Source organism: Streptomyces sp. NPDC087859, from assembly GCF_044742595.1.
Taxonomy (GTDB): domain Bacteria; phylum Actinomycetota; class Actinomycetes; order Streptomycetales; family Streptomycetaceae; genus Streptomyces; species Streptomyces canus_F.
Map to the genome: position 1 here is coordinate 37015 of NZ_JBIUUU010000011.1, position 16477 is coordinate 53491.

The 16477-nt window shown below is 70.5% G+C and carries 8 protein-coding genes; 3 read left to right on the top strand and 5 right to left on the bottom strand.

Features of this window, described 5'->3' with window-relative positions:
• Nucleotides 1–68 precede the first annotated feature (68 nt).
• Both ACIOHP_RS26695 and ACIOHP_RS26700 read right to left on the bottom strand, forming a co-directional pair.
• Complete coding sequence (locus ACIOHP_RS26695; RefSeq protein ID WP_401891535.1) at nt 69–770, bottom strand: SDR family oxidoreductase; 702 nt, start codon at nt 768–770, stop codon at nt 69–71.
• Nucleotides 771–831: 61 nt separating this feature from the next.
• Entirely contained in the window at nt 832–4371 is a 3540-nt protein-coding gene (locus ACIOHP_RS26700) for a hypothetical protein (RefSeq protein WP_401891537.1), read from the bottom strand.
• Between the two features lie 201 nt (nt 4372–4572).
• Here ACIOHP_RS26700 and ACIOHP_RS26705 point away from each other — a divergent pair, with 201 nt between their 5' ends.
• Nucleotides 4573–6000 (top strand): glycosyltransferase family 39 protein, encoded by a 1428-nt coding sequence (locus ACIOHP_RS26705; RefSeq protein ID WP_401891539.1) that lies wholly within the window; start codon nt 4573–4575, stop codon nt 5998–6000.
• 3 nt (nt 6001–6003) lie between these two features.
• Here the strand turns inward: ACIOHP_RS26705 and ACIOHP_RS26710 are convergent, their stop codons facing one another.
• The 3 genes from ACIOHP_RS26710 to ACIOHP_RS26720 all read right to left on the bottom strand — a co-directional run bounded on the left by ACIOHP_RS26710 (nt 6004) and on the right by ACIOHP_RS26720 (nt 10360).
• Nucleotides 6004–6903 (bottom strand): class I SAM-dependent methyltransferase, encoded by a 900-nt coding sequence (locus tag ACIOHP_RS26710; RefSeq protein ID WP_401891540.1) that lies wholly within the window; start codon nt 6901–6903, stop codon nt 6004–6006.
• A 190-nt stretch (nt 6904–7093) separates the two neighbouring features.
• Nucleotides 7094–8815, bottom strand: coding sequence for a glycoside hydrolase family 6 protein (locus ACIOHP_RS26715; protein WP_401891541.1), 1722 nt, complete (start codon nt 8813–8815; stop codon nt 7094–7096).
• Nucleotides 8816–8872: 57 nt separating this feature from the next.
• Entirely contained in the window at nt 8873–10360 is a 1488-nt protein-coding gene (locus ACIOHP_RS26720; RefSeq protein WP_401891542.1) for a cellulase family glycosylhydrolase, read from the bottom strand.
• A 251-nt stretch (nt 10361–10611) separates the two neighbouring features.
• Between ACIOHP_RS26720 and ACIOHP_RS26725 the strand changes: the two genes are divergently transcribed.
• On the top strand, nt 10612–13527 hold the full coding sequence (locus ACIOHP_RS26725; RefSeq protein WP_401891544.1) for a glycoside hydrolase family 48 protein: 2916 nt from the start codon (nt 10612–10614) through the stop codon (nt 13525–13527).
• A 284-nt stretch (nt 13528–13811) separates the two neighbouring features.
• Complete coding sequence (locus tag ACIOHP_RS26730) at nt 13812–16472, top strand: cellulose binding domain-containing protein (protein WP_401891546.1); 2661 nt, start codon at nt 13812–13814, stop codon at nt 16470–16472.
• Nucleotides 16473–16477: the final 5 nt, after the last annotated feature.

The window sequence follows — 16477 nt, forward strand, 5'->3', positions numbered from 1 at the left end:
CGTCCATGCATCGGCCACCGGTCCGCGCGACGCACACGCGGACCGGTACCGGCCCGACCTGGCGCTCGTCAGTTGGGCTGGCCGATCGGCCGTACGACCACGGTGTTCACGTCGACGCCCTCTGGCTGCCGGATGGCCCACACCACCGAGTCGGCGATCTGGTCGGCGGTGAGGAGGTGGCCGGGCGGGAGGCTGCCGTAGCTGTCCCAGAAGGGGGTCTCCACCCGGCCCGGCGCGATATGGGTCACCCCGACGCCCCACTCGGTCACCTGGCGCCGGGTGTTCTCGGCGAGCCCGGTCACCGCCCACTTCGTCGCCCCGTAGATGTTGCCCGGGCCGGGCACGAACCCGGCGACGCTCCCGACCAGCACGATCCGGCCGCGCGTCTCCTTCAGGGCGTCGATGGAGGCGCGGATGAGCAGCGCCGGGCCCAGGACGTTGGTCAGCACCATCTCGGTCCAGCCGGCGGGGTCGCCTTCCGCGACGGAGTCGTGGGTGGCGAAGCCAGCGTTGGCGACGACCGTGTCCAGTCGGCCGAATTCCTTGAGCGTACGGTCGACCGCCGACCGCACACTGTCGTAGTCGGCCGCGTTGCCGACGAGCGTCAGCAGCTCGGTCGGGTTGCCGAGTTCCCCGGCGAAGCCGCGCAGCCGCTCCTCACCTCGCCCGGTGACGGCCACCCGGTGGCCCGCAGCGAGCAGTTGCCGGGCGACCGCGGCGCCGATACCGCTGCCGCCGCCGGTGATCAGTGCGACCGGAGAGTCGGTCATGGTTACCCCCTGTGGTGTCCTGCGGATGCCGGGGAGTAGATCACTTGAAGCGTTCTCGAAGTCAAGTGCCGCAGGTGGCACGGTAGTCGGCGGACGGGAAGTGGCGGCGCCACTCGGTGGTGGTCAGGCCGCTCCCGGCCCGCGCGCACACCTGGTCCGCCGCCCGCCGGGGTGACAGCGCGGCAGCGCGGTCGGCAAGATGGGCGGTCGTGATGAGCAACCGACCGCCGTCCGCGGTGAATCGGAGATCTCGTACGGGCCCGTCGCCGGCTCGCAGTGTGGCCGCGGGAACGGCGGGCGAGCCCGTCTCCCACACCTGCACCGCCGCGTCGGGCGCGCTGCCCGCGAGCAGTGACCCATCGGCGGAGAAGGCCAGGGCCGCCGGATGCACGGTCGATCCGGATCCCCGCAGAACGGCGAGGCGGCGCCAGCTGCGGGCGTCCCAGAGGGTGAGGCGGCCCTGCGGGTCGGCGGCGGCCAGATATCCGCCGTCCGCGCTGAATACGGCCCTGGTGAGGACGTCCTCTCCGCGGACACCCTTGACTCCCTTGAGCCGCCTGCCCGTTGTCACATCCACGAGCGTTCCCTCGTCGGTGAGTGCCGTGCGGCCCGTGGGGTCGACGGCGACCGTCTCCTCGCCGGCGACCGTGCGGCGCTCGGCCGAGTCGGGCGCCGCCTCGTCCCGCCAGCCGCGGCCCGTCAGCCCGTGCAGGGAGAGCGTGCGCACGACGCTCGTGCGTCCGCCCTCGCGATAGCGCAGCACGCCCTCGGCCAGGTCCAGCCGGAAGTCGCCGAGGGCCGAGTTCTGCACGGGATACGTCAGCAGCGGCTCTCGCGGCATGTCGCCCGCCGGTGTCGGAAGGTCCGTGCGCCATACCGCGACGGTGCCCACACCCCAGGTCACGGCGTAGTCGCCGGCGAACTCCACGAGGAGCGCGCCTCCGTCGAGCGGTAGCGGGGGTCGCTCCCGTCCCGCGCGGAAGTCCCAGGTCACGACCCCGTCGGGGGTGCCGGCGGCCACGGCCCGCTGATCGGCGGTGAAGGTGAGTTCGCCCTGGCACACGGCCCGTTGGGTCGCCGCGGGCGCGTGTCCGGTGACGAGGTCTTCCGTGCTGACGTCGAGGACGCGCAGGCGCGCGCCGTCCTGGTCGCACCAGGCGAGGTACCGGTCGTCGTGGCTCAGCACCGGCATCGCCCCGTCGTCGCTGCCGCGCTCGTACCGCATCACGACCCGCTGCCGCCGCAGGTCCCACAGTTCGAGCGTCGCGCGCCCGTCGTCCGCACCCGGCGCCCGCCATCGGACGAGGACCGTCCGCCCGCTGCCCCCGAACGTGACCTCCGTGTCGGGTCGCTCCCCTACCGCCAGCCGGCGTGCGCTCCCGTCCACCAGCCCGCCGATCAGCACATCCTTGCGGCCGGGCCCCTGGTAGGCGACGAACCTGCCGTCGGCACTGACCTGACGCACGCTCTCCGACAGCCCGGGCCGCTCGACGGACCGGATGCGCCGATGGGTCCGTACGTCCCACTGAACGGCCTTGTCGTGCACGACGGTGGTGAGGATCCGCCCGTCCCGGTCGAGCCAGGCGGGCGCGTTGAGGGCGCGGCCGCCCGCCTCGGGCTGGGTGAACACGTCCTGCTCGCTCTGTGCGGCGGCGGTGCGCAGGGCCTCCCGGGTCTCCGGCAGATCGGCGGTGCGCCAGGCGGCGAGGGCGAGGCGCATCGCGGTGCGTGGTTCGGCGGAGCGCAGGGTGCCGGACAGCGCGGCCGCCCTGCGGGCCTCGGCCTCGTCGCGCTGCCGCGCACTGACGTCGCTCTGCCGCCAGGCGGTGGCACCGGCGACCACGGTCAGACACAGCAGCACGGCGAGGCCGGCGGTGAGCGCCCGCAGCCTGCGCGCCGCCCGGGTGCCGGCCCGGCGGCTCTGCTCGTGGGCATCGACGCTCGCTGCGAGGAAGTCACGTTCGAGACGACTCAACTCGCCTTGCGGCGTCCCATCGCCGCCGTCCCCGAAGGCCTCCCGCGCCTCCGTCAGCCGCACCCCCCGGTACAGGGCGCCCGGATCCCGCCCCAACTCGCCCCAGGTGCGGGCCGCTTCGGTCAGTTTCCGGTGCAGGCGCAACCGGTCGCGGTCCTCGTCCACCCAGCCGTGCAGTCGGGGCCAGGCGGTGATCAGGGCCTCGTGGGCGAGTTCGACCATGTCGCCGTCGACGGTCAACAGACGGGCGCCGACGAGTCGTTCGAGGACTCTGGCGGTGGTTGCGTCGGCGTCCAGCTCTGTACGGTCCAGGGGCCGCCGGGTGTCCTCGGTGCCGTCGCCGGGGTTCACCAGCCGCAGCAGCAGCGCCCGGACGACCGGCGCCTCGGCCGCTGTGCAGGCGGTGTAGACGGACTCCGCGGTGTGCGCTACGGCACCCTGGACGCCGCCGACCGCCTCGTACGCGGCGAGCGTGAGTGTCTTTCCGGTGCGGCGCCGCCAGACCTCGCGCAGCGCGTGGGCCATCAGCGGCAGCCCGCCGGGTTCAGGGGCGACGTCCGCGACGATCCGGGCGGTCAGAGCGCGTTCGGCCACGGTCCGGTGTGCCGCGGCCGGCCGGACCACGGCCTCCCGCAGCTGGGCCGGTGTCATCGGGCCGACGAGCAGGGTGGAGTCACGCAACGCCTCGGCGAGAGGGCCGTGTTCGGCGCAGCGGCCGTAGAAGTCGGCGCGTACGGCGATCACGACCCGCAGCCGCGTCGCCGGGTCGTTCGCGGTGAGCAACTGCCCGAGGAAGCGGGTGCGTTCGGCCGGGTCGGCACAGAGCGTGAAGACCTCCTCGAACTGGTCGACGACGAGCAGAGTGTCGCCGGGTCCGGAGTGCGCGGTGAACAGGGCCTCGTGGGTGCGGGCGGGGTGGGGCCCGGGGGTGAGGAGACGGATGGCGGCGGGCCGTTGCGGCGCGCGGGCAGCGGCGCTGGAACCGGCGTCGGAGTCGGTATCGGTGCCGGAGCCGGTGCCGGAGCCGGAGTCGGTATCGGCGGCGTCCCGCACCCGTACCCCCGCCGCCCCGGCCGTCCGCGCCGGCGCCGCACGCCCCCACGCGCCCACCGTCCCAGCCGTCCGCACCGGGTCCGCGCTCCCACGCAGCGCCGGTATCAACCCGGCCCGCAGCAGGGACGACTTGCCGCTCCCCGACGCCCCCACCACCGCGGTGATCCTCGCCCGGCCGGTCAACCGGACCAGTCCGTCGATCAGTTCGCCGCGCCCGTGGAAGTGCTCCCCGTCGCCCGTGCCGAAGCGGGCCAGCCCCGGGTACGGGCCGGGATCGTCGTCCGAGCCGGCAAGGACGCGCGCCTCGCCCTCCTCGGCGACCGCCTCCTTCCACCGCCGCGCCCACTCCTCGGGGTCACCTCCGCACGCGACGACGTACGCCCGCACCACCGCCGGCGTCGGCAACCGCTCCCCGGCCGCCGCGGCGGACAGCGTAGGCCCCGAGTACCCCACTTGCCGCGCCATCGAGCGGTACGTCGGCGTGCCCGCCTCGTCGCGCAACTTGCGCAGTGCGTAGGCGAATCGCTGGACCGCGCCGCCCCCCGGATCCAGTGGTTTCTCACGGCGCCCCATGCACGTCCCCCCTGCGTTCGCGGCGTCCCCGCGCGTTGACAACCGCTCCGGTCGAATTGACAGGCGTTCCCGATCCGGGCTGCCCATCAATCCCCCGGCCTCTGGACTCGTGGTGCACGACCGCACGTCATCCGCCTCGGAGCCACGGAGCCGGCCATCGCCACCACACACTCACCCAGACCTCTTCTGCGACCCGTACGGTTGCCGGGCACGCCCTTCGACCCGCGCCCAGGTGCGTACCGGACGGCGCTCCCGCCCGCCGTCCTCGCTCTCGCCCTCGGCCTGTGGGGCGTCCGGCGCGGCGGCAGCATGTGGCGGGACGAGGCGGTGTCGTACGACATGGCGCACCGCTCGCTGCCCGACCTGTGGGCGACGCTGGGCCAGGCGGACGCCGTGCACGGCCTGTACTACCTGTTGCTGCACGGCCTGTTCGGGGTGTCCGGCGACGCCGATCCGCTGCTGGTGCTGCGGCTGCCATCGGTCGTGGCGACCGCCGTGGCGAGCGGGACGCTGGCGCTGCTGGGCGGTCGGCTGGCGGGGGCGCGGGCGGGGCTGCTGGCGGGGGTCGTGTTCGCGTTGCTGCCGTCGGTGCAACGGTATGCACAAGAAGGTCGATCGTATGCAGTCGTCTGCATGCTGGTGGTATGGGCGTCGTATCTGCTGGTGCGGGCGGTCGAGACGCGCTCGCGTCGCGTGTGGGCCGGCTACGGCGCGGTCATGGTGGCCGCGTGTCTGCTGCACGAGTTCGCCGTACTCGCCGTGGTCGCGCACCTGATCGCCCTGCCCCGGTCCGCCCGCCGCACCGGGCTGCGGGTGGCGGCCGTGGTCTGCGGCTGCCTCGCCCCGCTGGCCGTGGTGAGCATGGGTCAGTCGGCACAGGTCGCGTGGATCGGCGGCGTGAGCGGCGACCTTGCGGGGTTCGCCGGGGTGACCGTGCTCGGGCTGGTCTGCGCGGTGCTGCTCCGGCGGGACCCGTCGGCCCGGCGTGGCCCGCTGACCGGCTTCGCACTGGCCCTGCTGGTGCTGCCCGCGCTCCTGCTGCTGCTCTCCACCCCGTTCAAGCCGCTCTTCGTGGACCGTTACGTGCTCTACGGTCACGCGGGCGCCGCCTTGCTGGTCGGCGCCGCCCTCGACCGGTTGCTGCGGGCGCGGGGCCGGATCCGGGCGGTCGCGGTCCTGGCCGCGGGCGCCGCCGTCCTCGTGCTGCTGCCCGTCGGACTGAGCCTGCGGACCCCGCAGAGCCGTCCCGACGACGTCACCGCCGTGGCGGAGGCCGTGCGCGCGGCCGGGCGAGACGGTGACGGGGTGCTGTACATGCCGTCGCGGCGCAGGGTGTGGTCGCTGGTGGACCCCGGGTCCGTGCACGGGCTGCGGGACCTGGCCCTGGAAAGGGGGCCGGTCGCCTCGCACACGCTGTACGGCACGGAGCTGCCCGCCGCCCGGATCCGGGCCCGGACGCTGGCAGCGGAGCGCCTCGTCGTGGTGAGAGACCCAGTGGGTCAGCCACTCGACCAGACTGCCCAGGAGCAGGCCAAGCGACAGGTGCTGACCGAGCACTTCGTGCGGTGCGGCACCCGCCGGGTGCAGGGCGCGGAGATCAGCGTCTACGCCCGGCCGGGCCGCTGCTGAGCGTCACACCCCGCGTGCTGCCGTGTGCACCGTGCGTGCCGCCAGGACGAAGACGTCCGGCCGGTGGTGGATGCTCGCCTTGTCGTCGGGGTCGACAAGCCGGTCCAGGGTGGCGCGGTCCTCGGCGTCGAGGCGGTCGCCGACGACCTCGCGCATCCGGGTCAGGGTGTTGACGGCGACATGGCGGGCCCGGTCCGTGGTCGGCGCGGGCAGATCGAGCAGGAAGCTGCGGGTGCCGGTGGGCTTGAGGCCCACGGAGGCCAGCAGCGCCGGCCAGTCCTCGATCACGTCGACGGTGCCGGGCAGCCCGGCCCGCATCTCGCTGAACCAGTCCTCGTGCACTGCGTCGAGCCGGGCCTGGAGTCCGGGACGGCCCATGCCGATGTCGCGCGGCAGATACCGGGTGGGCAGGCTGCCCTCCAGCAGGGCCAGCGTGCCGCCGGGCGCGAGCCGGTCGGCGAACGAGGCGAGGGCGGCCCGCTGGTCGCCGAGGTGGTGCAGGCTCCAGCTGGCCCAGATCAGATCGGCCGGATACTCCAACTCCTCCAGCACGCCGGGCAGTTCACCGGTGAGGGTGCCGAACCGGTCCGCGACACCGAGGCGGTCCGCCCGGTCGCGGGCCCGCTCCAGAAGCGGTTCGGAGCCGTCGACGGCGACGATCCGGGCGCCGGGGAAGTTCTCCGCGAGCAGACAGGAGGCGACACCGGGTCCGCTGCCCGCGTCGACGACCAACCCGGGCTCGGTCTGCCGCTTGGCGAGCCAGGCCATCGCCCGCTCGTACATCGGCATGTACAGCTCGGCCTGCTCCTCCAGCATCGGGGCCATCTCGGCCCAGTCGATGTCGGCATGGTCGTGGTGGTGGCCGCGCTGTTCGTGGGCGTGGTCGTGGTGGTCGTGCGCCATGGGGGTCAGCCTCTCGTCCGGTTGCGGCCAGCGTGCGCCGACGCACCGTGGCGAGGCCACCACTGTTGCCGGGACGGCAAAAAGATGAGGGGCGGTCCCCCTGCCGGACCCGGCGGTCCCCCGCGCCCCCGAAGGGGCGCGGGGGACCTGCGCGACCGGTCACAGCGGTCTCGCAGCCGCGTTCACGGTGTTACGACAGCGGCGGGTACGCGTTCGTCATCAGCTGCTGGAACTGCGCCGAGAACCAGTGCCCGGACAGCGGCGCGTTCGGCAGGGCGCCGGACATGCTGTTGCCGTTGCGCGGGTTGCCCGTGTAGGTCGGGTCGCACATCCGGTCGAAGCCCTTGCCCTCGTCGTTGGGGATGGCAGAGCTCGAACCGTCGGACTCACCCGGGGGCTTGATCCACACGTAGGCGTCGATCCCGGCGGCCGGGCTGGCCTTCGGGCGCTCACCGAGTCCGGCTCCGGACTGGTTGCACCAGTTGCCGACGTGGATACGACGGTCGTAGCGGCCGCCGTTGACGTAGGTGTCGACGTCGGTCATCGCTCCCGGTCCCGCGGGCCGGGCGGTGCCGCCCCAGCCGTTGCGGGAGGTGTCGATCAGCATGCCGACACCGGAGTTGAAGCCGGCGGTGACCAGCTGGTTGCGGAACGCCTGGGCGAACGACAGCTCGTCGACGTACCGGTTCCAGTCGACCCACTTGGACTCACGGACGGACTTGCCGCCCACGGAGTCGTTGATGGTGAAGTTGTTCTCCTTCAGGGCGCTGTAGTTGGCCGTGTTGGTGATGAAGCCGTGCACGTCGTTGACGGTGGCGCCTTCGGTGGTCGCCGCCTCCTTGATGATGGCCGCGCTGGGTGCGAAGTTGTCGTCCCAGCCGAGCCAGCCGTGGTGGCCGGCGTCGATGTAGTTGTAGACGTTGGGGACGTCACCGAGCTTGTTGAGGGCGTAGCCGACGCCCTTCTGGTAGTTGCCGTTGGCCTTCATCACGTCGCACTGCGGGGTGGCGGTGGGACGGCTGCCGGTGTTGGTGACGAGGTTGGGCAGCGAGTCGATCTCGATGGTGGTGACGATCCGCAGTCCGGCGTACTTGGAGTCGGCGAGGATCGCCTTGATCGGGTCGATGTACTGCGTCTTGTACTTGTCGATCTCCGTCGGGCCGAGCTCGCCGTTGGAGGCGAGGGCCGAGCAGTCGCGGCCGGGCAGGTTGTAGATCACCAGCTGGACGACGAGTTCGCCGGAGCCCTTCTGGGTGAGCGCCGCGTCGAGGTGGTCGCGCAGGCCCATGCCGCCGTTCACGCCGTTGATGGCGGCGGTCCGGTCCAGCCACACACCGGTGGGCTGGTTGGAGATACGGCTGCCGCCCGGCTCGGCGGCGGCCTTCGCGGACCACTCCGGGTTCACGTACACCTTGGCGCCGGTGTACGGGTTGTCGACCCGGGTTCCGGTCCCGGGGTCCGGCGGGTCGGTCGGGTCCGTCGGACCGCCGCCGCCGTCGACGTTGCAGGTCACCCCGTCGAGGGTGAAGGTGGCCGGGATCGCGTTGGTGCCGCTGTAGGTGCCCTGGAAGCCGAAGCTGGTCGAACCGCCGGTGGCGAGTGTGCCGTTGTAGGACTCGTTGGCGGCGGTGACGGCCGTCCCGCTCTGGGTGATCTTGGCGTTCCAGCCGCTGGTGACCTGCTGGTTGCCGGCGTACGCCCACTTGACCGCCCAACTGCTCTTGGCGGCACCGTTGTTGGTGATCGTCACGGCGGCGGTGAAGCCGGTGCCCCACTGGTTCTGGATCTTGTAGTCCACGGTGCAGGGGACGGCGGCCGCGCCGACGTCCGCCGGATTGACGGCCAGCGCCGTCCCGGAGGCCCCGGCGACCAGGGCCAGGGCTGCGAGCAGCGCAGTTCTGGTACGACTCATGAGTGCGGGTTTCCTTCTCCGTCGCGAGATTCTCGGATTTCGGTGGTGCGTGAGCGGTCAGCCGTCGAGCGAGCGCAGGTGGTCGCGCAGCCCGATGCCGTACGCCGTCGGCGTACCGTCGTAACGGGAGATCAGAGCGGGACCCGAGGTGCAGCTCCATGTGTTCCAGGTCCAGCCCAGGTAGGACAGGCCACGGTCGTCGAACCACTTCATGACCTGGTCGACGAAGGAGTGACCGCAGGTGTTCTCGCCGATCTCCCCGGCGACCAGCGGCACTTGGGCCGCCACCGGGGCGAGCTGGGAGTTCCAGCAGCTCTCGTTCGCGCAGGTGTTGAAGTTGTAGACGTGCCAGGCGGCCGCGAGATTGTTCTTCGGATCGTCGGGCCTGTACGTCAGCCATTGGCTGAGGTCGTTCGAGTAGGCGATCCCGCCGACGAGGATCAGGTTGCCGGCGCCGGTCGCCCGTACGGCGTCGACGAGATCCTGCATACCGGCGACCTCGTAGCCGATGCCGGGGCAGGTACCGCCGTCCCGCCAGCACTGCCACGCCTGGGTGGTCGTGGGGGTGGCGCGGTCCGGGTAGGGCTCGTTGAACAGGTCGAGGACGACGGTCGGGTCGTCCTTGAAGGTGTTGGCCACCGACGTCCAGAAGGACGGGGTGTACTGCATGTTCGGCATGGGCTTCTGGCAGCTGGCGTGCACGTCGGAGCAGCCGGCGGAATTACCCGTGTACTGGCCGTGGGACCAGTGGAGTTCGAGCATCGGGGTCATACCGTTGGCCTTCACCTTCGCCACCAGATCCTTGACGGCGTCGATGTAGTTGCTGCCGGCGTACTCCGGCTTGATGTGGGACAGGCCGAGCCAGCACTCCTCGTTGAGAGGAATGCGGACCGTGTTGGCGTTCCAGTCGGCGATCGCCTTGACCGAGGCGTCGTCGACCGGTCCGTCCCAGATGCCGTAGCCCTGCACACACATGAACTCGCCGCCGGAGCGGTTGACGCCGAGCAGACGACGGGTGGTGCCGTCGGCGTCCACGAGCTTGTTCCCGGCGGCCCGCAGAGTCGGCGGTACACCGTCGCCGGTATCCGGTGGATCGGTTGGTGTCGGCGTCGGCATGGGCGAGGGGTCCGCGTCGACGTTGCAGGTCGTGCCGTTGAGCTTGAACGAGGTCGGTACGGCGTTGCTCCCCGTCCCGGAGGCGAGGAACCCGGCGCTGACGCTCGCGCCGGTGGCGAGCGCACCGTTGTAGCTCTCGTTGGCCGCCGTGACCGTCGTACCGGACTGGGACCACCTGGCGTTCCAGCCCTGGCCCAGCTTCTGTCCGCCCGCGAAGTCGAAGGTGAGACTCCAACTGCTCACGGCGGCGGTGTTGTTGGTGATCGTCACGGCACCCTGGAAGCCGGACTCCCACTGGCTGGTGACGGAGTACTCCACCGTGCACGCGGGGGTGGCTCCCGACGCCGTGACCACCGGCACCGACACGGACCCGAGGAGGGCCACGGCGCCGGCGACGGCTAAAAGTACTGAACGCGGGGGGTGTCGCATGAGCGACTCCTTGCAGATCAGCGCGCCGTGACCGACGCGTCGACTGATGGAACCGCTCCCACTGGTGTCACCGAAGTTAGCGCCAAGTGACGGCAAAGAACAGAGGAGTCACTTGACTTTTCCTCAACCACATTCATCGAATCTTTTCGACTCTTCAAGCATCTTGACCCCTCACACCCTCATCCTCACTATGGGAGCGCTCCCACTGGTTCAAGCCTTGACTTCTCCGAGCCGCAAGGAGGAACCAGCACATGGCACCGAGAAGGAGACGCCGGACTGTCCGGCGCTTATGGACGGCTGTCACGGCCGCCCTGGCTCTGCCGTTCGCCATGCTGAGTGTGGCTTCAACTCCCGCACAGGCAGCGGCAGTTCAGTGCAGCGTCGACTACAAGACGAATGACTGGGGCTCCGGCTTCACCACGGACGTGACGATCACGAACCGCGGTACGGACGCCATCAGTGGCTGGACCCTGACGTATGCCTACGCCGGCAACCAGAAGCTGTCGAACGGCTGGAACGGTACGTGGTCCCAGTCCGGCCAGACGGTCACGGTGAACAGCGCAAGCTACAACGGGAACATCGCGGCCGGCGCCGCGGTCTCCACCGGCGCGCAGTTCAGCTACAGCGGCACCAACGCCGCCCCGACGTCCTTCGCGATCAACGGCACCACCTGCACCGGCGCGCACCAGCCGCCCATCACCGTGCTGACCAGCCCGGCAGCGGGCGCCGTCTACACGCAGGGCAACGCCGTCCCGCTCGCGGCGACCGCCGCGGCCGCCGACGGCGCGACGATCAGCAAGGTGGAGTTCTACGACAACACCACGCTGCTCGGCACCGACACGACCTCGCCGTACTCGCTCTCCGCCTCCAGTTTGACCGTGGGCAGTCATTCCCTGCTGGCGAAGGCGTACGACAGCCTGGGCGCGTCGGCGGAGTCCACACCGGTCGGCATCACGGTCGTCTCGGGCCCCGCCATCGTGGCCTCCGCGACCCAACTCGCCGTCCAACAGGGCGAGACGGGCACGTTCGGGGTGAAGCTGTCGACGCAGCCGTCCGCGAACGTGACGGTGACGACCGCCCGCGCCAGTGGCAACTCGGGCTTGTCCGTGACCGGCGGGGCTTCCCTGACCTTCACCCCGTCGAACTGGAACACCGCCCAGAACGTGACCATCACGGCCGACTCCTCCGGCACCGGAGCCGCTACCTTCGAGTCGACGGCGACCGGGCACGCCAAGGCGTCGGTGACGGTCACACAGATCGAGGCGGCGGGCGAGTACGACGCCCGTTTCCTTGAGCTGTACGGCAAAATCACCAATCCGGCGAACGGCTACTTCTCACCCGAGGGCATCCCCTATCACTCGGTGGAGACGCTGATCGTCGAGGCGCCGGACCACGGTCACGAGACCACGTCGGAGGCGTACAGCTACCTGCTCTGGCTGCAGGCCATGTACGGCAAGGTGACCGGCGACTGGACCAAGTTCAACGGTGCCTGGGACATCATGGAGAAGTACATGATCCCCACGCACGCCGACCAGCCGACCAACTCCTTCTACAACGCCTCGAAGCCGGCGACCTACGCGCCCGAGCTGGACACGCCCAACGAGTATCCGGCGAAGCTGGACACCGGGGTGTCGGTGGGTTCGGATCCGATCGCCGGTGAACTGAAGAGCGCCTACGGTACGGACGATGTCTACGGCATGCACTGGCTGCAGGACGTCGACAACGTCTACGGCTACGGCAACGCGCCCGGCAAGTGCGAGGCGGGTCCGACGGACACCGGCCCGTCGTACATCAACACCTTCCAGCGCGGTGCGCAGGAGTCGGTGTGGGAGACGGTGCCGCAGCCGACCTGTGATGCCTTCAAGTACGGTGGCAAGAACGGGTACTTGGACCTCTTCACCGGTGATGCCTCCTACGCCAAGCAGTGGAAGTTCACCAACGCCCCGGACGCCGACGCACGTGCGGTGCAGGCCGCGTACTGGGCCGACAAGTGGGCCGACGCCCAGGGCAAGGGCAGCCAGATCTCCGCGACCGTCGCCAAGGCCGCGAAGATGGGCGACTACCTGCGCTACTCGATGTACGACAAGTACTTCAAGAAGATCGGCAACTGCGTCGGACCGACCACCTGTGCGGCCGGGACCGGCAAGGACGCCTCGATGTACCTGATGTCCTGGTATTACGCCTGGGGCGGCGCCACCGACACCTCGGCGGGCTGGGCCTGGCGCATCGGCTCCAGCCATGCGCACGGCGGCTACCAGAACCCGATGGCCGCGTACGCGCTGAGCGCCTACGCCGACCTGAAGCCGAAGTCGAGCACGGGTGCCGCCGACTGGGGCACCTCGCTGACCCGGCAGATCGAGTTCTACCGCTGGCTCCAGTCCAACGAGGGAGCCATCGCGGGCGGTGCGACCAACAGCTGGGCGGGCCGCTACGCGACCCCGCCGGCCGGCAAGTCCACCTTCTACGGCATGTACTACGACCAGCAGCCCGTCTACCACGACCCGCCGTCCAACCAGTGGTTCGGCTTCCAGGCGTGGTCGATGGAGCGGGTGGCCGAGTACTACCAGCAGACGGGCAACGCGGCCGCGAAGACCGTCCTCGACAAGTGGGTGGACTGGGCACTGGACCACACCACCATCAACCCCGACGGCACCTACCAGATCCCGTCGACCCTCCAGTGGTCGGGCCAGCCCGACACCTGGAACGCATCAAGTCCCGGCTCCAACAGCGGACTTCACGTCACCGTCGCCGACTACACCAACGACGTCGGTGTGGCCGCCGCGTACGCCAAGACCCTGACGTACTACGCGGACCGCTCCGGTGACACGGCTGCCGCGACGACGGCGAAGGCGCTCCTGGACGGCATGTGGGACAACCACCAGGACGCACTGGGCATCGCGGTGCCGGAGAACCGGGCCGACTACAACCGGTTCGACGACGGCGTCTACATCCCGAGCGGCTGGACCGGCACCATGCCGAACGGCGACGCGATCAACTCGTCGTCGACCTTCGACTCGATCCGGTCGTTCTACGAGGACGATCCGGCCTGGTCGAAGATCGAGGCGTATCTCGCGGGCGGTGCGGTGCCGTCGTTCACGTACCACCGGTTCTGGGCCCAGGCGGACATCGCCCTGGCCATGGGTTCGTACGCGGAGCTTCTCGAATAGCCCCCGCGAAGCGTTCCACGAGAAGGCCGGTGGTCCGAGTGCGGGCCGTCTGCGGCTGATCGCGCAGTTCCCCGCGCCCCTGACAGGGCGCGGGGGCACCGCCCCTTCTCCGGAACCGCTTGAAGGCTCCGCGTACGAGGTCTCGCCACCTGACGGCGAGACCGACTCGCCGGGCGGCCCCCTCCCGCACTGGGGGTCGCCCGGCACCTCTCACCCCACATGGCAAGCGCTTGCTATTCGCACCTCCCCCTCCTCCCTCCCCCCACGTCCCGGAAAGGACCCCCGTGCGAAGAACACGCATCCTCACGGCCGTGCTGGCGCTCGCGGCCGGCCTGCTCGCGGGCACCCCGCCCGCACTGGCCGCCGACAGTCCGAGAACGGCCCTCGCCGCCGACACCTACACCTGGAAGAACGCCCGGATCGACGGCGGCGGATTCGTCCCCGGCATCGTCTTCAACCGCAGCGAGAAGAACCTGGCCTACGCCCGCACCGACATCGGCGGCGCCTACCGCTGGGTGCAGTCGAGCAAGACCTGGACGCCCCTGCTGGACTCCGTCGGCTGGGACGACTGGGGGCACACGGGCGTGGCGAGCCTGGCCACCGACTCCGTGAACCCGGACCGGGTGTACGCGGCGGTCGGCACGTACACCAACAGCTGGGACCCCGGGAACGGGGCGATCCTGCGCTCCTCCAACCGGGGCGCGAGCTGGCAGAAGACCGATCTGCCGTTCAAGCTGGGCGGCAACATGCCGGGGCGCGGCATGGGCGAGCGGCTGGCGATCGACCCGAACAAGAACAGCGTGCTGTACCTGGGCGCGCCGAGCGGCAAGGGGCTGTGGCGGTCGACGGACTCCGGCGTGACCTGGTTGCAGGTGGCGAACTTCCCCAACGTCGGCAACTACGTACAGGATCCGAGCGACACGTCCGGCTACGCCAGTGACAACCAGGGCATCGTCTGGGTCACCTTCGACGAGCGCACGGGCACCTCGGGCAACGCGACGCAGACGATCTACGTCGGGGTGGCCGACAAGGACAACGCGGTCTACCGCTCGACGGACGGGGGCGCGAGCTGGTCGCGGCTGGCCGGGCAGCCGACCGGATACCTCGCGCACAAGGGCGTACTGGATACCGCCAACGGCTATCTGTACATCACATACAGCGACAAGGGCGGTCCGTACGACGGTGGCAAGGGCCGGCTGCTGCGGTACGCGACCTCGACCGGCACGTGGACGGACATCAGCCCGGTCGCCGAGGCAGACACGTACTACGGCTTCAGCGGGCTGACCGTCGACCGGCAGGATCCGGGCACGGTGATGGCGACGGCGTACAGCTCCTGGTGGCCGGACACCCAGATCTTCCGCTCCACCGACAGCGGCGCCACCTGGACGAAGGCCTGGGACTACACGTCGTATCCCAGCCGTTCCAACCGCTACACGATGGACGTGTCGTCCTCGCCCTGGCTGACCTGGGGCGCCAACCCCTCACCGCCCGAGCAGTCGCCGAAGCTCGGCTGGATGACGGAGGCGCTGGAGATCGACCCGTTCGACTCGGACCGGATGATGTACGGGACGGGAGCGACGGTCTACGGCACGGAGAACCTGGGGAACTGGGACAGCGGAAGCCAGTTCACCATCAAGCCGATGGTGCAGGGCCTGGAGGAGACCGCGGTCCTCGACCTCGCCTCTCCCCCGTCCGGTGGTGCCCAGCTCTTCAGCGGCCTGGGCGACATCGGCGGCTTCCGGCACACGGATCTCGCCAAGGTGCCGTCGATGATGTACACCCAGCCGAACTTCACCACGACGACGAGCCTGGACTTCGCCGAGACCAACCCGAACACGGTCGTGCGGGTCGGCAACCTCGACTCGGGTCCGCACATCGCGTTCTCGACGGACAACGGCGCCAACTGGTTCGCCGGGACCGACCCTTCGGGGGTCAGCGGGGGCGGTACGGTCGCTGCGGCGTCCGACGGCAGCCGCTTCGTGTGGAGCCCGGAGGGCACCGGTGTGCAGTACGCGACGGGCTTCGGCTCGTCCTGGGCGGCGTCGAGCGGAATCCCGGCCGGCGCGATCGTCGAGTCCGACCGGGTCGACGCGAAGACCTTCTACGGCTTCAAGTCCGGGAAGTTCTACGTCAGTTCGGACGGCGGCGCGACCTTCACGGCCTCGGCGGCCACCGGGCTCCCGAGCGGCGACAGCGTCCGCTTCAAGGCCCTGCCCGGCACCAAGGGCGATGTGTGGCTGGCGGGCGGCGCGACGGACGGCGCGTACGGCCTGTGGCACTCGACGAACGGCGGTACGTCCTTCACCAAGCTCTCCGACGTCGAGCAGGCCGACGCCATCGGTTTCGGCAAGGCGGCGACGGGAGCGTCGTACCAAACCCTCTACACCAGCGCGAAGATCGGGGGTGTGCGCGGCATCTTCCGTTCCACGGACCAGGGTTCGACCTGGACGCGCATCAACGACGATGCCCACCAGTGGGGTTGGACGGGCGCGTCGATCACCGGTGACCCGCGGGTGTACGGCCGGGTCTATGTGTCGACGAACGGCCGTGGTGTCATCTACGGCGACTCCTCCGACGCGGGCGGTGGTGGCGGTGGCGGCACCGACCCCACGCCGACGCCCACGGGTGCCTGCGCGGTGACGTACAAGATCACGAACCAGTGGTCGGGCGGCTTCCAGGCGGACGTCCAGCTCAGCAACACCGGCTCCAGCGCCTGGAGCGGCTGGTCACTCGGCTGGTCCTTCCCGGGCGGCCAGACCATCGGCCAGCTGTGGAACGCCGAGTACACCCAGTCGGGTTCGGCGGTGACGGCGAGGAACGTCACCTGGAACGCGAACGTGGCGGCGGGCTCCTCGGTGAGCTTCGGCTTCACGGGGAACTGGTCGGGGTCGAACACGAAACCTACGGCGTTCAAGCTGGGTGACCAGTCCTGCACGGTCCTCTGAGCCAA